The 21,433-nt window shown below is 69.7% G+C and carries 11 protein-coding genes; 9 read left to right on the forward strand and 2 right to left on the reverse strand.

Features of this window, described 5'->3' with window-relative positions:
* Window positions 1–152 precede the first annotated feature (152 nt).
* The 5 genes from ACWFR4_RS04535 (at window position 153) to ACWFR4_RS04555 (ending at window position 16,815) form a co-directional block, all read left to right on the forward strand.
* Window positions 153–6,491, forward strand: coding sequence for a protein kinase domain-containing protein (locus ACWFR4_RS04535; RefSeq protein ID WP_453650784.1), 6,339 nt, complete (start codon window positions 153–155; stop codon window positions 6,489–6,491).
* A gap of 50 nt (window positions 6,492–6,541) precedes the next feature.
* A complete protein-coding gene (locus ACWFR4_RS04540) occupies window positions 6,542–9,505 on the forward strand; it encodes a helicase-related protein (RefSeq protein WP_453650786.1) in 2,964 nt (987 codons plus the stop codon).
* Window positions 9,505–13,659, forward strand: a complete 4,155-nt coding sequence (locus ACWFR4_RS04545) for an Eco57I restriction-modification methylase domain-containing protein (RefSeq protein ID WP_453650788.1) — start codon at window positions 9,505–9,507, stop codon at window positions 13,657–13,659. Before ACWFR4_RS04540 ends, ACWFR4_RS04545 begins: the two co-directional genes overlap by 1 nt.
* A 74-nt stretch (window positions 13,660–13,733) precedes the next feature.
* Entirely contained in the window at window positions 13,734–14,975 is a 1,242-nt protein-coding gene (locus ACWFR4_RS04550) for a hypothetical protein (protein ID WP_453650790.1), read from the forward strand.
* A gap of 190 nt (window positions 14,976–15,165) precedes the next feature.
* A complete protein-coding gene (locus ACWFR4_RS04555; RefSeq protein WP_453650792.1) occupies window positions 15,166–16,815 on the forward strand; it encodes a hypothetical protein in 1,650 nt (549 codons plus the stop codon).
* 48 nt (window positions 16,816–16,863) lie between these two features.
* Here the strand turns inward: ACWFR4_RS04555 and ACWFR4_RS04560 are convergent, their stop codons facing one another.
* Both ACWFR4_RS04560 and ACWFR4_RS04565 read right to left on the reverse strand, forming a co-directional pair.
* On the reverse strand, window positions 16,864–17,052 hold the full coding sequence (locus ACWFR4_RS04560) for a DUF397 domain-containing protein (protein ID WP_453650793.1): 189 nt from the start codon (window positions 17,050–17,052) through the stop codon (window positions 16,864–16,866).
* The gene (locus tag ACWFR4_RS04565) at window positions 17,049–17,921 is read right to left on the reverse strand and encodes a helix-turn-helix domain-containing protein (RefSeq protein ID WP_453650795.1); all 873 of its coding nucleotides are present in this window, start codon (window positions 17,919–17,921) and stop codon (window positions 17,049–17,051) included. Before ACWFR4_RS04565 ends, ACWFR4_RS04560 begins: the two co-directional genes overlap by 4 nt.
* A gap of 156 nt (window positions 17,922–18,077) precedes the next feature.
* Between ACWFR4_RS04565 and ACWFR4_RS04570 the strand changes: the two genes are divergently transcribed.
* From ACWFR4_RS04570 to ACWFR4_RS04585, 4 genes are all read left to right on the forward strand, one after another.
* Window positions 18,078–18,533 carry an ATP-binding protein gene (locus tag ACWFR4_RS04570; protein WP_453650797.1) on the forward strand — a complete coding sequence of 152 codons (456 nt, stop codon included), beginning with the start codon at window positions 18,078–18,080 and terminating at the stop codon, window positions 18,531–18,533.
* 130 nt (window positions 18,534–18,663) lie between these two features.
* On the forward strand, window positions 18,664–20,499 hold the full coding sequence (locus ACWFR4_RS04575) for a hypothetical protein (protein ID WP_453650798.1): 1,836 nt from the start codon (window positions 18,664–18,666) through the stop codon (window positions 20,497–20,499).
* Window positions 20,496–20,786, forward strand: coding sequence for a hypothetical protein (locus tag ACWFR4_RS04580; protein ID WP_453650800.1), 291 nt, complete (start codon window positions 20,496–20,498; stop codon window positions 20,784–20,786). Before ACWFR4_RS04575 ends, ACWFR4_RS04580 begins: the two co-directional genes overlap by 4 nt.
* Complete coding sequence (locus ACWFR4_RS04585) at window positions 20,783–21,403, forward strand: nucleotide exchange factor GrpE (RefSeq protein WP_453650802.1); 621 nt, start codon at window positions 20,783–20,785, stop codon at window positions 21,401–21,403. The genes ACWFR4_RS04580 and ACWFR4_RS04585 overlap by 4 nt, the downstream gene beginning before the upstream one ends.
* Window positions 21,404–21,433: the final 30 nt, after the last annotated feature.

The following is a 21,433-nucleotide window of genomic DNA, read 5'->3' on the forward strand; positions in this document are numbered from 1 at the left end:
ACGACCACTGACGAGCCAGCAGAGAGCGTGTTGGCGACGTCAACACATAACTCCACCCCTTGTTACACCCGATTGGGTGTACTCTTACTCGCCGGGGCGCTCTCGCCATGCGCACCCACCCTCCAGCAGTCGGATGACGTTAGGGAGTGCCAGTGGACCTGCAGACGGTGGCCGGACGGTTCCGGATCACGGGGGACGTCGGTCGCGGGAACATGGGGCAGGTCCACCGGGCCTTGGATCTGCAAGCGCCCGAGAACGGGGCCGACCGCGAGGTCGCACTGAAGACGATCCTGCGCGGCCGGACCGGCCTGGCGATCGATACCGCCCAGGATGGGCACGCGGTCGAGCGTTTTCGCCGCGAGGTGGACATCATGCGCCGTCTCTCCCCGCGCCACCCGAACCTCACCCGTCTCATCGCCGGCGGTGTCGACACCGCGGTCGCGCAGGGCGGCAGTGGCCTGCCCTACCTGGTCATGGAGCTCCTTGACGGCCATCCCCTCACTGAGCTGATCGACGAGGAGCCGCAGCTCCCCGTCTCCTGGGCCGCGGCCCTCGCCGCGCAGATCGCCGGCGGGCTCGCCTCAGCCCACAGCGCGGGCATCGTCCACCGCGACCTCAAGCCCGCGAACCTCATGCTCACCCGCGACGGCACCGTCAAGATCCTCGACTTCGGCATGGGCCGGATCGTCGACGACGCCGATCAGACCCGCCTCACCAGCACCGGCGTCGCCGTGGGCACCGCCCGCTACATGGCCCCCGAGCAGTTCCGCGCCGAACGGGTCACCGCCTCCGCCGACCTGTACGCGCTCGGCTGCGTCCTGTACGAACTGCTCATCGGCAAGCCGCCGTTCAACGCCAAGGTCGCCTTCGACCTTTCCGAGCAGCACCAGACGCTGCAGCCGCCGTCCCTCACCGTGGTCCGCCCCGACCTGCCCGACGAGCTCGTCCTGCTGGTCAACCGGCTCCTTGAGAAGGACGCGGCGAACCGTCCGGAGAACGCCACCCAGGTCCGCGAGATCCTCGTCCCGCTCGCCCTCGCCCCGGACGACACCGCGTCCCTGCTCGCCCCCGAGTGGGCGGCGATGGCCCCGGTGTCGCGACTGCGCGAGGAGTTCCCCGAGCCGTCCGCCCCGGTGCCCGCTCCCGTGCCGCGCCGCGCGCCGCGTGTGCCGGACGCGATGGACGTCTTCGGTATCCACCGTGAACTGATCGACGAGTACGAGCGCTTCACCAAGGGCGCCACCGTGGTACGCGACGGCCGGATCAGCGGCTTCATCGAGGACGATCTGGCGGGCAAGTCGCAGTGGCCCGACCCCTGGCTGTCGCTGAACCCGTTCTTCGACGACGGCGGCAACGTCCAGGACTTGGTCCGCGACGGTGTCCTGCATCAGAAGTGTGTCGAGATCTTCCAGGCCGGCAAGAAGGAGGACGCCCGCCGCCCGAGCGGCCGGCCGCTCACCTTCCACCGGCACCAGCGTGAGGCGATCGACGCCGCGCAGGCCGGCGACTCGTACGTGCTCACCACCGGCACGGGCTCCGGCAAGTCCCTCTCCTACATCGTCCCGATCGTCGACCGGGTCCTCAAGGAGCGCGAGACGGAGGGCCCCGGCGCGGCAGGCCGGGTGCGGGCCATCGTCGTCTACCCGATGAACGCGCTGGCCAACTCGCAGCTCAAGGAGTTGGAGAAGTATCTGCGGCACGGTTTCGGCGCGGGTCGCGAGCCCGTCACCTTCGCCCGGTACACCGGCCAGGAGAGCGACGAGCAGCGGCGCGAACTGCGGAAGAACCCGCCTGACATCCTGCTCACCAACTACGTGATGCTAGAGCTCATGCTCACTCGGCCCGACGACCGGGCGAGCCTGATCCGGATGGCCGAGGGTCTGCAGTTCCTGGTCTTCGACGAGCTGCACACCTACCGCGGCCGCCAGGGCGCGGACGTCGCTCTGCTGATTCGCCGGGTCCGCGAGGCCTGCCGTGCAGCAGAGACTCTCCAGTGCATCGGTACGTCCGCGACGATGTCGACCGAGGGCGCCTGGCCCGACCAGCAGCGCGAGGTCGCCAAGGTCGCCGGCCGGCTCTTCGGCACCACCGTGCTGCCCAGACGGGTCATCGGCGAGACCCTGGTGCGCGCTACCGATGAGGCCCCGGCTCAGGTTCCCGCCGAGCGGCTGCGTGCGGCTGCCGCTCCGCTGTCGTTCCAGGCGCTCGCCAAGGACCCGCTGGCCCGCTGGCTGGAGTCGCGGTTCGGTCTGGAGCGCGAGCCGGAGACGGGGCGGCTGCGGCGCTGTCCGCCCGGCACGATCGAGGAAGCGGCGGTCGAGCTTTCCGGGGAGTCCGGCGTCCCCGCGGAGACGGTCGGCGACGCGATCCGCGCCACGCTGGAAGCCGGGTCGCAGGCCAAACACCCGGTGACCGAACGGCCGTTGTTCGCGTTCCGGCTGCACCAGTTTCTCTCCAAGGGCGACACCGTCTACACGACACTCCAGGATCCGCTGACCCGCCCGCTCACGCGCACCTACCAGCTGGAGCAGCCCGACAGCGACGGCAAGCCGCTCTTCCCGCTGGCATTCTGTCGCGAATGCGGCCAGGAGTACGTCACCGTATGGCGTACCGACAAGGACGGCACGTTCCGTTACGAGCCGCGCCGTGACACCTCCGCTTCCGGCGGCCGCGAGGGTGAGGGCTACCTGTACATCGGCACGCCCGGCGAGGACTACGAGTGGCCGGCCGATCCGCAGCAGGCCGTCCAGGACCGGCGGTTGCCGGAATCCTGGCTGGAGCCGGACGGCCAGGGTGTGAACGCCGTCAAGAAGTCCTACCGGCCCCGGGTGCCCAAGCGCGTCGTCGTCGACGCACTCGGGCACGAGTCTGGTGAGGGGCTGGTCGCCGCGTTCATCCCGGCACCGTTCCTCTTCTGCCTGCACTGTCAGATTTCCTATGAGCAGACTCGTGGCCGGGACTTCGCCAAGCTCGCCACACTCGACCAGGAAGGCCGTTCGTCGGCGACGTCGGTCGTCTCGGCGTCGATCGTCAAGTCGCTGCGCTCGGTCCCCGAGGACGTGCTGTCCAAGGAGGCCCGCAAGCTCCTCACGTTCGTCGACAACCGGCAGGACGCCTCCTTGCAGGCCGGGCACTTCAACGACTTCGCGCAGGTGACGCAGTTGCGCAGCGCCCTGTACCAGGCGGCGCTGCTGGCCGGCGAGGAAGGGCTGCGCCACGACGACCTCACCCAGGCCGTCACCGAGGTCATGAACCTCAGACCCCGCGAGTACACCGGCAATCCGAAGATGGCCCCCGGCCTGGAGCGCCGCGCCACCAAGGTGTTCCGGGATGTCGTCGGCTACCGCCTCTACCGCGACCTCGAGCGCGGCTGGCGCATCACGATGCCGAACCTGGAGCAGTCCGGCCTGCTCCACATCGACTACGAGGACCTCGACTGGCTCGCCGATCAGCAGGACCGGTGGCAGTCCACGCACCTCGCGCTGCGCGACGCCGAGCCCGCGCTGCGTGCCGAGTTGGCCCGCACGCTGCTCGATTACATGCGCCGCGCTCTCGCCGTTGACGTGCAGTACTTCCGCGACGACTTCGACGCCCTGCAGCGCGCCAGCGAGGAGCGGCTCATCGACCCCTGGGTGCTCTCCGAGGGCGACAAGCCCGTGGTCGGCACCGCTTATCCGTACGCGTCGAAGCCCGGCATGGAGCGCTCCGCAGTGTTCCTCTCCGCGCGCGGCAAGTACGGCAAGTACCTCAAGCGCACAGCGGCCGCGTTCCGTGGCCTCGGCCTTGAGGACGTCCAGACGGTCATCGACGACCTGCTGAAGGTCCTGCGGGAGGCGGATCTGGTCCACGAGGTGCAGGCGGGACCGGAGCAGTCCGGCCCGGTGTACCGCCGCCGCCAGGCGGAGCAGCGCACCGGCTACCGGGTCTCGGCCGCGTCCCTGATCTGGAAGGCCGGAACGGGAGAGAGCGGTGCCCAGGACCCGCTGACCCGCACCTACCACAGCGGCGAGGGCCCCCGCGTCAACCCGTTCTTCCGACGCCTGTATCAGGACGCCGCTGCGGAGCTGGCCGGTCTGTACGCCCGTGAGCACACCGCGCAGGTGTCGCCCGAGGACCGCGAACGGCGCGAGGAGGAGTTCCGTACCGCCGAACTGCCGCTGCTGTACTGCTCGCCGACGATGGAGCTGGGCGTGGACATCTCCTCGCTCAACGCCGTCATGATGCGCAATGTGCCGCCGACGCCGGCCAATTACGCCCAGCGCTCCGGCCGCGCCGGCCGGTCGGGGCAGCCCGCTCTCGTCACCACCTACTGCGCCACGGGCAACAGCCACGACCAGTACTACTTCCGCCGTTCCCGGGACATGGTGGCCGGGCAGGTCGCGCCGCCGCGCCTGGACCTCGCCAACGAGGATCTGGTCCGCTCGCACCTTCAGGGAATCTGGCTCGCCGAGACGGGCATGAAGCTGGGCCGTGCCGTCCCCGATGTCGTCGACGTCGCCTACGACCCGGAGGGCGAGGAGCGCCCGGACCCGGACATGCCGCTGCCGCTGCTCTCCGACATCCGCGACCTGTCGCTGGACGAGGACGCGCAGCGCCGTGCGGTCGTGGCCGCACGCAGCGCCCTGGCCCCGCTGATCCCCGACTTCACCGACACCACCTGGTGGTACGACGAGTGGATCGAGGACCAGGTCGCCGGCGCTCCCGCGGCGTTCGACGCGGCCTTCGACCGCTGGCGGCAACTGTTCCGCGCCGCCGTCCTCGACCAGTACGAGCAGAACCGGCGCGTGGTCGACCACACCCTCAGCCAGGGCGAGCAGGCGCGCGCCCGGTCCCGCAGGCGCGAGGCGGAGACCCAGACCGCGCTGCTGCTGAACCGTTCTTCCGACTCCAAGTCGGTGATGAGCGACTTCAACCCGTACCGCTATCTGGCCTCCGAGGGCTTCCTGCCCGGCTACAGCTTCCCGCGTCTGCCGCTGGCCGCCTACATCCCGCGCTCCGGCAACCGGCGCAACGCGGACGGCGACTACCTGCAGCGTCCCCGTTTCCTCGCCATCCGCGAGTTCGGCCCCGGCGCGCTGATCTACCACGAGGGCGCCCGCTACCAGGTCACCCGCGTGCAGCTGCCCCCGGATGCCTCGGGCGATCTCGCGACGGCCGAGGCCAAGCGCTGCGACAACTGCGGCTACCACTACGAGGGATCCGCGGGTGTCGACGTCTGCGACATGTGCCAGGAGCCGCTGAACGGCCGGCGCGCAAACCTGCTGCATCTGCACACCGTGTTCACCACACCGCGCGAGCGGATCTCCTCCGACGAGGAGGAGCGGCGCCGGGCCGGCTTCCGCCTGGAGACCTCGTACGCGTTCCAGGACCACGGCGCGCGCAAGGGCCGCCTCACCTCGCACGTCACCGACGCGGAGGACACACCGGTCCTCGACCTGGACTACGGCGACTCCGCGACCGTCCGCATCACCAACCTGGGCCGCGTCCGCGACAAACAGGGCGAGCCGGACGGCTACTGGCTCGACCTCGGTGACGGCCGCTGGCTCAACGACAAGGCCGCCGCCGAGGCCATCGAAGGCACCGGCATGCCGGTCGTCGACGAGGACGGCAACGAGAAGCGCCGCAAGAAGCGCGTCCTGCCGTACGTGGAGGACCGGCGCAACATCCTCGTCGTCACCCTCGACGAGCCGCAGCCCGAGCCGGTCGCGCTGTCGTTCATGTATGCCCTGGAGCGCGGCATCGAGGCCGCCTTCGAGCTGGAGGACGCCGAGCTGACCGCCGAACTCCTGCCGCCGGACGACGGACCGCGCCGCCGCGTCCTGTTCACCGAGGCCGCAGAGGGCGGCGCAGGTGTATTGCGCCGCATCCAGCACGACAAGCGCGCGCTGGCCCAGGCCGCCCGCACCGCCCTGGGCATCTGTCACTTCGACCCGGACGGTGGCGCCGACCTCGGCGGCCCGAGCAGTGACGAGAAGTGCGCCCGGGGCTGCTACGAGTGCCTGCTCACCTACGGCAACCAGGGCGTCCACCAGCAGCTGAGCCGCCATGCGGCACGCCCGCTGCTACTGCGCCTGGCGAGGGCGACGACCCGCAAGGAGGACCGCGGAGAATCGCGCTCCGAGCAGTTCCAGCGGCTCGCCGCGCATACCTCGGTCGAGCCGACGGCCACCACTCCGCTGGAGGCGGACCTGGCCGCGCTGGTCGAGGCTGGTGACCTCCTTGGCTGGCTCAAGGTGAAGGGGTACCGGCTGCCGGACGAGTCAGCGACGCTCGTACCGGAGGCCGCCGCCAAGCCGGACTTCGTCTTCCTCCCCGCCGGTGCGCGCGTGGCGGTGTTCGTGGACGGGCCGGACCGCGACGACGATCCCTCGCGGGACGACGACGCAGTGGGCCGCCTCGAAGACGCCGGCTGGGATGTCTTCCGCTTCGCCGCCGGGGCAGACTGGGACGCCCTTGCCGACGCCAACTCAGGCTATTTCCAAACGCGTTGACGGCACCACTTCCTCCACCTCCGCACCCATCGAAGGATCCGAGACACTCCATGAGCCTCACGTACTCCGCCGGTTCCCTGGTGGCCGCCCGCGGCCGCGAGTGGGTGGTGCTGCCCGAGAGCGCGCCCGACATGCTCGTGCTGCGCCCGCTCGGCGGCAGCGACGACGACATCGCCGCCGTGTTTCCCACCTTCGAGGAGGTGCGCCCGGCGGAGTTCGCGGCGCCGGACGCCGACGATCTCGGTGACCAGCGCGCGGCGGGGCTGCTGCGCACCGCCCTGCGGGTCGGATTCCGTTCAGGCGCGGGCCCCTTCCGTTCGCTGGCCTCGATCGCGGTCGAGCCGCGCGCCTACCAGCTCGTACCGCTGCTCATGGCGCTGCGGCAGCAGACGGTGCGGCTGCTGATCTCCGACGACGTGGGCATCGGCAAGACCGTCGAAGCCGGACTCATCGCCACTGAACTGCTCGCGCAGGGTGAGGCGACCCGGATGACGGTCCTGTGCTCGCCGGCGCTGGCCGAACAGTGGCAGGCGGAGCTGCGCGAGAAGTTCGGCATCGACGCCGAGCTCGTCCTCGCCTCCACCGTCTCCCGCCTGGAGCGCGGCCTGGAGCTCGGCCAGTCGCTCTTCGACAAGCACCCGTACACGATCATCTCGACGGACTTCATCAAGTCCACCCGCCACCGCGAGGACTTCATCCGTCACTGCCCGGACCTGGTCATCGTCGACGAGGCGCACACATGTGTCTCTGCCGACGACGCCCACGCGGGCGGCAAGTCCGGTACCAACCAGCTCCGTTACGAGCTACTGCAGCGCGTCGCGGCCGACCAGGACCGGCATCTGCTGCTCCTGACGGCGACGCCTCACTCCGGCAAGGAGTCCGCGTTCCGTAATCTGCTCGGCCTGGTCCGGCCGGAACTCTCCAGCGTCGACCTGGAGGCCCCGGCGGGCCGCGCCAAGCTCGCCGAGCACTTCGTCGCCCGCAAGCGCGCCGACGTACGCCAGTACCTCACCAAGGAGGACGGACTGGCCGACGACTCGCTCGCCGAGCGCACCGCCTTCCCGTCCGACCGCTGGACCAAGGACGAGCCCTACAAGCTCGCCCCCGAGTACCGCGCCCTGCTCGACGACGCGATCGCGTACGCCGCGGACCGCGTCAAGACCGCCGACAGTCAGGGCAAGCGCGAGGCGCGCATCGCCTGGTGGTCGGTGATCGCGCTGCTGCGCTCGATGGTGTCCTCGCCGGCGGCCGCCGCCCAGACCTTGAAGACCCGTTCCACGGCGGCCGTCGCACGCAGCGCGGAGGAGGCCGACATCCTCGGCGCCCCGCTCAACCACGACGCCGCCGACACCGACGCGCTGGAGGGCCTGGACGTCGCCCCCGGCGCGAGCGAAAGCGAGAACGCCGGCACCCGCCTGCTCGAACTGTCCGAGCGGGCCGCCGCCCTGGCCGGCCAGCAGGGCGACGCGAAGCTCAAGGCACTGGTCAAGCACCTCAAGTCGCTGCTCGCCGACGGCTACCATCCCATCGTCTTCTGCCGTTACATCCCGACCGCCGAATACCTCGCGGAGGAGCTGGGCGGCTCGGAAGGCAAGGCGGGCAAGCTCGGCAAGAAGGCGCACGTCGCGGCGGTGACCGGCACCCTCTCGCCGCAGCAGCGTCTGGCGCGGATCGAGCAGCTCGGCGCCGAGGGCGCCGACGACCCGGCCGCACGCCGCGTCCTGATCGCCACAGACTGCCTCTCCGAAGGTGTCAACCTCCAGCACCACTTCGACGCCGTCGTCCACTACGACCTGGCCTGGAACCCCACCCGCCACGACCAGCGCGAGGGCCGCGTCGACCGCTACGGGCAGAAGCGCGACCAGGTCCGCGTCATCACCATGTTCGGCGAGGACAACGGCATCGACGGCAAGGTCCTCGAAGTCCTCTTCAAGAAGCACCGCCAGATTCAGAAGGACCTGGGAATCTCCGTCTCCGTCCCCGACGAGACGGCGTCCGGCGTCACCGACGCCGTGGTCGAGTGGCTCCTGCTGCACGGCCGCCAGGGAAGCCAGGAGACCCTCTTCGACGTGCCCGGCATCCAGGAGTCCTTCGACCGCGCCGAGCGCGATTGGAACTCGGCCGCCGAACGCGAGAAGACTTCCCGCTCCAAGTACGCGCAGCGGTCCATCCACCCGGAGGACGTCGCCCGCGAGGTCACCGCAGTGCGTGCCGCGCTCGGCGGGGCGGACGAAGTCCGCGACTTCACGCTCGCCGCCCTGTACGGCCTGGACGCGCTGGTCCGCGACCCGCGTGACGGTTCCGGCGACTTCACTGCCCAGGTCGGCGGCGCCCCGGCCGGCCTGCGCGATGCGCTGGCGGCCACACTCGGGAACCGTGTCGTCGAGGAGGACCGCGAGATCCCGTTCCGCACGTCCCCGGCGATCGCGCGCGGCGAGGCGGCCCTGGTGCGCACCGACCCGGCCGTCGGCGCACTCGCCTCGTACGTCCTCAACTCGGCGCTCGACAGCGACACTTCGGGCCCGCGCCCGGCTCGCCGCTGCGGCGTGGTGACGACGGACGCGGTCACGTCCCGCACGACGCTCCTCCTGGTCCGCTACCGCTTCCACCTCACGCTCCCGTCTCGTACGGGCGAGAAGCAGCTGGTGGCCGAGGATGCCCGCCTGCTGGCCTTCGAGGGCATGCCGCAGCGCGCCCGCTGGCTCGACGACGACGCGGCGACGGCTCTCCTCTCCGCCCACGCCTCCGCGAACACCAACCCACAGATGGCCCGGAACCAGATCGCCCGCACGCTCGACAACCTGGGCGAACTGACTGCGCACTTGGAGGAGTTCGGGGAGCTCCTCGCCGCGGACCTGGACGCCTCGCACCGCCGGGTCCGCAAGGCGAGCGACGAGATCGTCCGCGGCCTGAAGGTCGTCCCGCAGAAGCCCGCCGACATCCTCGGCGCCTATGTCTACCTGCCCGCCAACCCGGCCGCCGCCGCTGTGACCCCTGCTGGAGTTGTCGCCTGATGTCCGCCGCCACTCGCACCGCCCCGGCTTTCACCTCCGTCACCACGGTCGGCGGCTTGCTCCCCTCCGACATGCTCCTGCGCATCGCGGAGACCCGGAACCTGCCGGGCACCAAGTCGGCCGACTACGGCCTGCCCGCGTCGGTCGCCGTCCGCGACGAGGCGGAGCGCGCCTGGGAGTACCTCAAGCCGCTCTGGCGCGACCTGCGCGCCGCGCTGCCATCGGACCCGGTGACGGGTGCCCCGGCGGCGGACCCGACGGGGCGCGCCGGTTCCGACTGGCTGTCGCAGCTGTTCCGGAAGCTGGATTTCGGCCGTCTCACGGGAGTCGGCCCGTCTGGCATCCCGGCCGACTCCGACCCGGCCAAGCGCTTCCCTGTCTCGCACCGGCACGGCGCGGCTCTCGTCCACCAGATCCCCTGGACCCAGGAGCTCGACAAACGCGTGGCGGCGGGCCAGATGCCGGCCCAGTCGATGCTCCAGGACTGCCTCAACCGCACCGAGGCCCACCTGTGGGCGGTCCTCACCAACGGCCGTTGTGTCCGTCTGCTCCGCGACTCTTCGACGATGGCCACAGCGTCGTACGTCGAGTTCGACCTCGAATCGATCTTCGACGGCGAACTATTCAGCGAGTTCGTCCTGCTGTACATGACGCTGCACGCGTCCCGCTTCGAGGTTGGCGAGGGACAGCCGGCGTCGGCGTGCTGGCTGGAGAAATGGCGGACGCTCGCCATCGAGTCCGGCTCCCGTGCGCTCGACGTCTACCGAGATGGTGTCCAGCAGGCCCTCACCGCGCTCGGCACCGGATTCCTGCGTCACCCGGCCAACGGCGAGCTGCGCGAGAACCTGGACGTTCAGGCGTACCAGCAGGCGCTGCTCCGCCTCGTCTACCGCATGATCTTCCTGTTCGTCGCGGAGGACCGTGGTGCGCTCCTCGACCCCGAGGCAGACGAGCAGACCCGTGAGCGCTTTGCGCGCTACTTCTCCACGACCGCGCTGCGTCGCCGTGCGCTGCGCCGCCAGGGAACGGCGCACGACGACCAGTACCAGACGCTGGAGCTCCTGATCAGCGCCCTCGGCGATGAGAACGGCCGTCCGGAGCTCGGCCTGCCCGGACTCGGCGGAATCTTCAACGGCGACGAAGCCGACCGCCCCTTGCGCGGTGCGCGTCTCGCCAACCGTGACCTCTTCGACGCCGTCCGCTATCTGGCGCGCGTCCGGGACGCCGACTCGCGGCGCTGGCGTCCTGTCGACTATCTCCACATGGGCTCGGAGGAACTCGGCTCTGTCTACGAGGCCCTGCTCGAACTGGTCCCCCGGCACAGCCCCGCGGACCGCACCTTCGAGCTGGTCGACCGTGCTGGCAACGACCGTAAGAAGACGGGCAGTTACTACACGCCGACCGCACTCACCGAGGCTCTGCTCGACTCCACTCTGACCCCGGTCATCGACGCCGCGCAGAAGCGCGGCGAGGAGCTGGCCGCGGAGGCAGGCAGGCCTGACGCCACGGCAGACATCGAGCGTGAGCTGCTCGCCCTCACGGTCTGCGACCCGGCCTGCGGCTCCGGCCACTTCCTCGTCGCGGCAGCGCGCCGCATCGCCAAGCGGCTCGCTTCCGTACGCGAACACAACCCGGAGCCGCCGGAGCAGGTCGTACGGCAGGCACTGCACGAGGTCACAGCCCGCTGTGTGTACGGCGTCGACCTCAATCCCATGGCCGTCGAGCTCGCCAAGGTCTCTCTCTGGCTGGAGGCCATGGAACCGGGTAAGCCGCTGGGCTTCCTGGACGCACACATCAAGCGCGGCAACGGCCTCATCGGTACGACACCGACACTGCTGCGCGGCGGTATCCCGGACAGGGCGTTCAAGGCGATCGAGGGCGACGACGCCAAGGTGGCCCGGCGCTACGAGCGCGAGAACGAAATGCAGCGCAAGGGCAACGTTGGCCTCTTCGGAGCCGAGGATACAGAGCCGACGGTCACGAACACCGCGTTCGCGTCTGCCCTTCAGCGGATCACGGCCGCGCCCGACGGGAAGCTCGCGGACGTTCATCGCAAGGAGGATGCCTACCGGCGGTGGGAATCGTCCCCTGAATACCTGCGCGCCCTCCACCTCGCGGACGCCTGGTGCGCGGCCTTCACCTGGATCAAGTCCGAGGAAGCACCGCCCGCCATCACCCACGACGTGTTCCAGGCCCTCAAGGACGCCGAGTCCGAGGGCGTCCCGCAGTCCGTCCACGACGAGATCGTCCGACAGCGTGAGCAGTACCACTACTTCCACTGGCACCTCGAGTTCCCTGACGTCTTCACCGTCCCTGACGCGACTGACGCACCTGAGGTCGACCCGCGCACCGGCTGGGCCGGAGGCTTCTCCTGCATGGTCGGCAACCCGCCGTGGGACAAGGTCGACTTCGAGGACAAGAAGTACTTCGCCGTCGTGAACCCGTCGCTCGCCGAGATTTCCGGGGTGGCGCGCCGCAAGGCGATCGCCGCGTGGTGTGAGGAGTTTCCGGCGGAGGCTGTCGCGTACGACCGCGCTCGCCGTATGGTCAAGGGCACGTTCCACTTCGCCGGGGACTCGGGCGTTTTCCCGCTCTGCGGGAAGGGTCTCTCCGTCAAGGGAGTCACCATGCTCCAGACGGACCAGCTCTTCGCAGAGCGGTTCACCGACCTCACCGGCCCCCGCGGGCGCCTCGGCCTCATCCTCCCGACGGCCATCGCCACCGGCGCTGGCGCCCAGCATCTGTTCTCGGACTTCACCCGCCGCGGGGTGCTCGCCACGCTCTACGACTTCGAGAACAAGCGCCCCAGGTCACCTGCGCTACCCCAGGGCGGCAAGTGGTTCGAGAGCGTCCACTCCAGCTACAAGTTCTGTCTCATCACCCTCACCGGCCGCGACGGCAGCGAGCCCGCTGCCCGCTTCGGCTTCTTCCTCGGCGACGTCACGGATCTCGAAGACCCCCAACGCGTCTTCGCCCTGAGCCCAGAAGACCTCGCCCTCATCAACCCCAACACGGGCACCCTTCCGGTCTTCCGCACACGTCGCGACGCCGAGCTCACGGTTTCGGTGTATCGCCGCGTCCCGGTGCTGTGGAACGAGACACGACGGAACGGCAACCCTTGGGGCATGCGTTTCAAGGCGACTCCCTTCCACATGACCGACGACTCCGACCTCTTCCGGACGCGCGAGCAGTTGGAGGCTGAAGGGTGGGAGCTGCGAGGGAACACCTTCGAGCGGGGCGAGGAGCGGATGCTGCCGCTGTACGAGGGAAAGATGGCACAGCTCTACGACCAGCGCTGGAACGCGTACACCGGTACAGAGGCGGAGGACGTCCGCCGAATCACGGCCCATGAGAAGAACGACCCGGCGATGGCCGCCGCACCTCGCTACTGGGTCCAGGAACTCGGCACAATTGCCACCACCCGTGGGTCGAAGTCCGTCGAAGTACCTGGCATCGAAGAGCGGCTCAAGGAGTCCGGCTGGGAGCGGAAGTGGCTTCTCGGGTGGCGCGACGTCGCTCGGGCTACGGATGAACGAACGGCGATCCCAGCGTTTCTACCGCGCACCGCGGTCGGCCACAAGTTCCCGCTGATGATGCCGACATGTGAGGCGCCCCTAGTTGCTGGGCTCATCGCCGTCCAGTCCTCACTCGCCTTCGACTTCGTGAGCCGTCAGAAGATCGGCGGCGTCAGCATGGGCCTCTTCATCTGGAAACAGCTCCCCGTCCCCCACCCGGATTCGCTGGCTCCCCACCTCGCCTTCCTCCTCCCCCGCGTTCTCGAACTCGTCTACACCGCCTACGACATGCGTGGCCTCGCCTGCGAACTGGGCGACGAGGGCGAGCCGTTCCGCTGGGACGAGACCCGGCGCGCTCAGCTCCGTGCCGAGCTCGACGCCTACTTCTTCCATCTGTACGGCATCTCGCGCGACGACACGGACTACATTCTGGAGTCCTTCCAGTCGGAATCCGGCGGGCTCAAGAACAACGAGATCAACAAGTTCGGCGAGTACCGCACCAAGCGGCTCGTCCTCGCCGAGTACGACCGCATGGCGGCGGCTGGCGTCAGCCTGACCAGTCCCCTCGTGGACGGCGAGAACTACACCTCCACGCTCACCCCGCCCCCAGGCCACGGCCCGCGCCACCCGGCAGCCTGACGCGCACCACGCCCACGCCGCCCGGACCCGAGGAGAGCGCCCCGGTCCGGGCGGCGCCCCGAAAGGAGTCGGCCATGGACGACGAAATTCAGCTGATCAGGGACGGCGACGGCCTGACGGTCATCGGGAATCAGGCGACGGTCGAGCGTTTCCTCGTCTCTGAGGGGCTGCCGTCGAAGGACCCCGGACCGCGCCGGCTCGGAACCGCCCTCGGCAACGCGGCCGGAGTCGCGCAGGCGGGTTCCGATATCGCGGCCAGCTCAAGTCGCTGGGTGAAGCTGACCAAGGAGTCCGCGCAGCGCATCGACAAGTACGGGCTGAGGGAAAGCGCCACGACGGGTCTCAGCACAGGTGTGCTGAAGGGCGACAGCGGCCAGATCAAGGGATTCGTCGAGTTCGCGAAGAGCTCGGGACCACTTCGGGCCAACCCGGCGCGACTGGCCAATATCGCGGCGGCCATGGCACAGCTGGCGATGCAGCAGGCCATGGACGAGATCGCCGACTATCTCGCCACAATCGACGAGAAGGTCGACGACATACTCCGCGCCCAGAAGGACGTCGCGCTGTCGAACATGGTCGGAGTGGACCTCGTGATCGAGGAGGCCATGACCATCCGGGAGAAGGTGGGCCGGGTCTCCGAGGTCACGTGGTCGAAGGTGCAAGGCACGTCAACGACGATCGCGCAGACCCAGGTGTACGCGTTGCGTCAACTCGACGCGCTCGCGGAGAAGATGGAGCGCAGGGACAAGATCGGCGATATCGCCAAGGCGTCCAAGGAAGTCGAGTCCAGGGCTCGGGAGTGGCTCGCTGTCCTGGCGCACTGCTTCCAGCTCCAGGACGCGCTCGCCGTGCTCGAACTCGACCGGGTACGGGACACGGCTCCGGAAGAGTTGGACCAGCATCGGCTCGGGGTTCGGGCCGCGCGGCAGAACCGGATGGATCTCATCTCGCGGAGCACCGAGCGTCTGATGACCCGGATGCACGCAACTGCCGGCACGGCGAACGCCAAGGTGCTGTTGCACCCGACCACGTCCCGGGACGTGGTGCATGCGCGCAACCACGTCGAGGTCGCCGTCGTCGACTTCCACGGGCGGCTCGGGATCGAGCGCGGCAAGGAGTCGTTGGAAGCACGGCGATGGAAAGAGGCGGCGGTGGAGGTGAGGGACAGGGCGCTGGAGAAGGGCGCGGAGAACGTCGACGCTGCCCTGCGCCTCGGCACCGAGACCTTCGACCGGGCCAGATCGGCCACGGGCAAGCTCTCCAGCGGCATCGCCGAACGAGCGCTCCGCCGACGTGGGAGCGGCGACGAAGCCTGACAGCGGCGCCCACACAGGGCGCCGGTCCGCCCTCACGCGCCCCCGCCCGGCCACGGCACACGGCCTGAGCCGGTAGTACTTCGCAGCCAGACCAGCGGTCCTCGCTCGTTACCGATCGCTGACTCGGCTACACCCCGCCGGGGAGGCATGACCCGCACAGCACGTATCGCACCTGGAGAGGAGACAGTCGATGGAGGCACGCGGCTACCGCATGGTGGTGTCGACCGAATCGGACTACGTCGGCACTTGCGCCATAGCGGAGCGGGAGCTGATCGAATGGCTCAAGACCACCAAGCAGTACGACACCTCCGGGCTTGAGGAGGGACGGACCGAGATCGCTGCCCACGCGACCCTCGACCGCGACTCCGAGTCCGGCATGAACGGCGCGTACAGCCGGTGGCGCATGCGCGAGACACCTTCTGCCACCTCGGGCACCTGGCAGTCGACGCTCATCGTGCGTTCCGGGCTTCCAAAGGACAGGGGCAGCACCTGGGTGCAGGTCGACATCGAGCACCAGCCGGCCACTGCGGGCGAATTCCCCACGCCCGCCAACACTCCGGGCATCGCCCGGTCTCTCCTCGATGCGCTGGAAGCGCGTGACGGCCAGGCTGACGTCACCACGTCTCCGGCCTTCATCGAGGCCGACGATGTGGACGACCTGCTCGAAGAGCTGTGTGACACGAACCGCCGGATGCCGGTCGTCATCGCCACCGTGCCGTACGGCAAGAACCCTGACGCATGGTCGAGTTCGGTCGTGGAGCCGCTGTTCCGGAATCTCCATGGACTGGCGGTGCTGTACGTCCTCACACCGGAGGCTCAGGTCGGGTTCAACACCGCGCTGGAGTACCACCCGGTGTTCGGCGGCGGCGTCCGCACGTACGTACCGGGACTCGATCCGGCGTGGAAGCCTGATGCGCAGCGGCATCCCGTAATGTCCCGGAGGACCGTCGAAGCCGATGTGCGCCGCGCCGCGAAGATACTCGCCGCGCTCCCGCAACGACTCGCCTCCCGTCACGTGCTGCCCGACGCCCTGGTCAGTGTCCCGCGTCAGCGGACGCGTCCCCGGCCGAGTTCGGACGGTTCGGACATCGCCAAGCTCCGTAAGGACAACGTCGCCCTGACCTCGCTGCTGGACGAGGCAGAACAGGCAGAGGCGCTGCGCGTCAACGAGCTCAACGATCTGTACGCGGAACTCGCCAAGGCCGAGCGGGGAAGCGACGAACTGCGCGGGGAGAACGAAGAGCTGTACGAAAAGTTCCAGGAATCCCAGCGCCTTATCCGCTTTTTACGAGAGCGACTGGAAGCCGCAGGGGACTTCGCCACGGCCTACGGTACGGCCGACGCCCCGACGATCGCCTATCCAGAGACATTCGCCGACCTGCTCGACCGGTTGGAAGAGCTCCCCTTCCTTGCCTTCACCGGAAACGCCAAGACCACTCAGAGGCTCGACAGCCAGTCGGTCGACAACTGGCTGAGCGTGGCCTGGGACGGCCTCCTCGCTCTCAACCACTTCGCCGAGGCCTCGGCAAACTGTAAGGCTTCCGGCGACTTCCTGAGCTGGTGCAAGTCAGAGGCGTCCAGCGGCGTCCCGTTCCCGGCGGCCAAGGTAGCCATGCGGGAGTCCGACACGGTTGCCAAGAACGGCAAACTGCGCGGCGAGCGCATGCTCCCCGTTCCGGAGGCGGTCGACCCGAGCGGCCGAGTCTTCATGCAGGCCCATCTCAAGGTCGGGGGCGGCAACACCATCGCCCCGCGTCTCCACTTCTACGAGGACGGCCCCCGCTCCGGGAAGGTCTACGTGGGCTACCTCGGCCCGCACCTGCGCAACACACTCACCTGAGTGAGGTAGGGTGCGCCGCCGATCGCTCCAGGGTGGCACACCGCTCCTTCAGTGCCCCGACACGAACCTCACAAAGGGCGCCCAGCCCTCGCGCCCCACAGCGAAGGCCGGGCGGGCCAGGTCCTTGGAGTCCCGTACGTGGACGGCCTGTTCGGCGATCGCGATCTCCACGCAGTCATCGCCCGAGCTCCCGCTGTAGCTGGACTTGAACCACGCCAGATCCGTCGTCGTGTTCATAGCTCTCCTCGGAGTCGCTCCAGCAGACCCCGCGAGTCCTTGGCGTTCAGGGCCTGAGAGCGCAGTGTGTCATAGCGCTGGTAGAGGCAACTCACCTCTTGCGGGCCGGAGATCAACCGCCCGTTCTCCTGCCCTTCGGAGTAGGCGAGCCGTCGCCGCTGAGCGGTCTCCAGCAGTCGCACCGGTCCATCCATACAGGAGTGGAACTCAGCGTCCGTCGGCATGACTTGCAGGGTTACATGGCGTGGCGCGGTCCGCTCCAAAACATGCTCCAGCTGCCCCCTCCAGACATCGCGGCCACCGAGCCTACGGCGGAACACTGCCTCCTCCACGATGAAATGGAAGGGGACGGTCACCCGCTCCAGCAGTATCCGCTGGCGGTCCATCCTCGCCGCCAGCTGAGCCTCAAGTTGGTCGTCCGTAAGCAACGGAAGACGATTCTCGAACAGCGCCCGCGCATACCCCTCCGACTGCAACAACCCCGGAACCAGCCGGCACTCGTACGTACAAAGACTCACCGCCTCCCGCTCAAGCCTGGCCCAGCGCCGGAACCACGCCGCCAGCCCCGCCTCTCCCCGACTCAGATGACGGGCTGCCTTACGTAACGCACCAGTGTTGCCCAGCGCCTCCTCCGTCCGCTCGACGAACGTCTCGTCCGGCATCCGGCGGCCCAACTCCACGGATTCCACCGTGTGTTTGGAGTACTGGACAAGCGCGGCCAGCTCCGCCCGGCTGAGCCCCGCATGCTCCCGCAGCGCCTGGACGACCGCGCCGAACGTGCGCAGACTGTCCGACGGACGCGGCTCCCGCTCCCAGTCGCCCTCACTCTCGACGGCGCTCTCGACCTGGCCCCCATCGACGCTGTCCATCCGCGGCCCCTCTCCTCGCACCCCTGCCGCACGGATCTTGCCCACACAGCGTGACGACGTCTAGCCCGTACTATCCACCTCGCGTGCCCGTACGCTGACTCCCCGTACGTGGTGTCAGCCTCGCGTCAGCCGCCCCGGGCCCACCACGCTGACATCATGAACCAAGCACTCCCCCAACTGATCTACCCAGCAAGGACATTCGCGCAGCAGTTCTCGTCCACGCCGCGCGGCGCCCGTCTCGCCAGGCTCCTCACGGTCACCGAGCTGCACTCATGGCGCGTGCTGCCGGACCTCACGGAGCGTGCCGAGCTCGTCGTGGCCGAGCTCGCCGCGAACGCTGTCCTGCACGGCCGTGTCCCCGGCCGCGACTTCCGTCTGGCGCTCGCCTACGCCCCGCCCGCGCAGCACCTCCGCATCGAGGTCACCGACGCCCGGGGCGACCGACAACCTCGCCCTCCCGCACACGAGCCCACCTCGGTCGAGGCCGGCGGGCGCGGGCTGCTGCTCGTCGCCGCGCTCGCCGACACGTGGGACTGCGTCCCCTACCCGCCGTCCGGCAAGACCGTCCGAGCCCTGCTGACGGCGTCGCGCACGAGCAACGCCCGCGCCTGACAGATTCCGTCTCCCGCACTAAAGCGAAATCGCGCCAAGATCGGCCGCCACACCGTGAGCGCGTTGACGTCGCCAACACGCCTCCCTACGGTGGCTCTTCTTACATGGGGGATTGAAGGGGCGACAGCACGTGCAGGTGGACGGTATCTGGAATCCCTGCCCAGACTTCACGACGGAATCCCTGCTGGCCATGGCCGAAAAGGCGTTTCTGCGCGCCGAGTTCGACGTCGTACGACCGCTTCTGCAGCGGCTCCGGGAGGAGTTCGGCCCGCCCGGAACCGATCCGGCCGCCAAGCGCCACGACGCTCTGCTCGGCGCGCTGGCCGCACGAGCCGGTAACTGGCCCGAGGCGAGGCGGCGGTGCCCCGAGGACCTCGACGAGGTGGGGACCGGCATCGTCCACGCCCTCGCCGTGAGCGCCCTGCACGAACTGACGCGGGAAGGACGGCACACCGACTCCGGTACCGCGTCCGTCGCGATCGTGTTGTGGGCGCATCTCCTGGACGAGGAGGACCCGGGCGACTTCCGCGCCCTGCTCACCGAACGCCGTGGCGCACCCGTGTCCGACGCTCTCTGGGAGCAGGCCCTCGCCCGACTGCGCGGCCGTGTCGCCGACCTGCTGCACGCTTTGGATGTCCGGGCCGAGCGGGACGCTCTCTCCGCCTGGCACACGGCCTGGGCGGCCGAGCGCGCGGCCCGTTCCGTGTTCCTCTCCCACACCCCCACGGATGCTGGACCGCACGCCCTGGTCTCCCTCCGGGAAGCCGCCTGGCACCTCGTCCAGGACGGCCGGGGCAGCGGCCTCCTCGCCGCCTACACGGCCCGCCACCCCGATCCCGGCACCTGGCCGGCCGAGCTGCCCGGCCACCACGCGTGCGCCGAGCCGCTGGCCCGGGCCCTCGCCGCCCGCGGCATGAGCCGGGTGCGGGGCGGCAGGTGGAGCGAGGCGCTCGTCGACATCGGTGCGGCAGTGCGACTCGGGCACACCCTCCGGGCGGACGAACGGGCCGCCGTCCTGCACGCGGGGAACAACGTCGGGCGGAGCCGTACCGGGGGCGACAACTCTCCCCGCGTACGGATCAAAGGACTCGAACAGGCCCACGCGCTCCTGCCGCAGGACGCCTCCCTGGCAGCCGAGCTGGCTGCCGAACTGGTGCGGCGGGGCCGGGAGTTCGTGGCCTCCGATCCCGAGGAGAGCCGGAGCCACTTCGCCCGCGCCCTGGCCGTGACACCCGGGAATCCGGACGCCAGGGCGGGCCTCGACGACCATCTGAGGGAGGATCTGAGCCGGGCGCTCGACGGCGAATACGCGGGGGACGCGCTCACGGCCGACGAGGTGCAGGGCCTGCTCGCACGGGATCCGGACTGCGCGGAGGCGAGGATGTGGCTGGAGGACCACTACGCGGATGTGGCCGTCTCCGCCGCAACCCGGGGACACACGGCCGAGGCACAGCGCGCCGCACACGCGATACTCATGTGCATCGATCCGGAGGACACGTACGACGAGGCGGACGTCGACGAGCTGCTCATGGACCTCCTAGTCACCGCCGCCGATGACCTCTCCCCCGAGCGGAACCGGGCCGACCTCGAACGCCGTGTCGCGCTGCTGCACACGGCCGTGACACTGCCCAGCCCCACCGACCACCACGCCCAGGGAGACCTGGAAAGCGCGCTCCTCGACCTTGCGGAGTATCTGGACGCCGCCGAGCCTCCGTCCGACGTCATCGAGCTGTTCCTTCGGGACCTGATGCGGACCGGGGTCAACGGGCGCTTCGACCAGATCGTGGAGGCCGCCTACCTGAACCGTGCCCGGGATCGCGAGCGGGCGGGCGACCCCGGCGGCGCGCGGCGCGACCGCGCCAGCGCGGAGCGGGTCGGCGCCGGACTCCCGCGCCAGGCCCCGCTCTTCGGCTCCGCTGCCCGTCGCTCCCGCCTCGCCGACACCGAACAGGACACGCTCTTTTGACCACCGGCGCCCCTTCCCCCCAGCACTCCGACACGGATCTGCCCCCGCTCCCCTGGTTCGGCCCCACACTCCACGAGCTCCTCCCCGACGTGCCGCTGGGCACCCGGCCCCCGAAGCTCTGGAGGCTGGCGGCCCCGGAACTGACCGACTCCGCGGCCCGGAAGGATCCGGCCCGGCACGCGCTCGTTCACCGGGCCAACCAGAACTCCCACACCCCCGTCGACGCCCTCGTGGCCGAGATGCTCACCCCTCCCCTGCCCCGCCACGACACCGAGGAACGCCCATGACCGGCGCCGGTCTCACCTCCGCCGATGCCGGTGGTCCACCGTCCGAGCTCGACAAGCTGCGGCGCCGGGTCGCCGTCCTCTCCGAGAAACGTAAGGCTGCCGACGGGCGGCTGCAGGCCCTCCTGGGTTCGCTGCTCGCGCTGGACGACCTGCTCGCAGACACCCGCGGCCGGGCCGGTGTCCTGCACACGGCGCGGTCCGCGCGCGAGACGGCTTCGGCGGCCCTCGCGCTGGGCCAGCAGATCGAGGCGGCCCATCTGATGCTGCGCGTGGAGCTCGAGCGGTACGACGTCAGCCCGATGGACGTCGTGGGCAGGGCCGTCGACCCGGCGGAGATGCGTGTCGTCGGTACCGAGCCGCACCCCAGCCATCCGGGCGGCACTGTGCTGCGGGAGAAGGTCACCGGCTTCCGGCAGGGCTCCGACACCTTGCGGCCCGCCCAGGTGGTCGTCTCGGTGCCGGGACCCGCGCCGGAGTCCGCACCCGATCCCGTACAGGAGCCCGAGTCTGTGCCCGGACCCGTGCGAGCCCAGCCCCGGCGCACCACCCGCTCCCAGCGGCGGCTTCTGCTCAAACCATGGGCGGCGCTGGGACGCCGCCGGTCCCGCCGCACCTGAACCCGTATCACCCCCCTCCTCCGCCGTACC

The organism is Streptomyces sp. NPDC055140 (assembly GCF_053607285.1).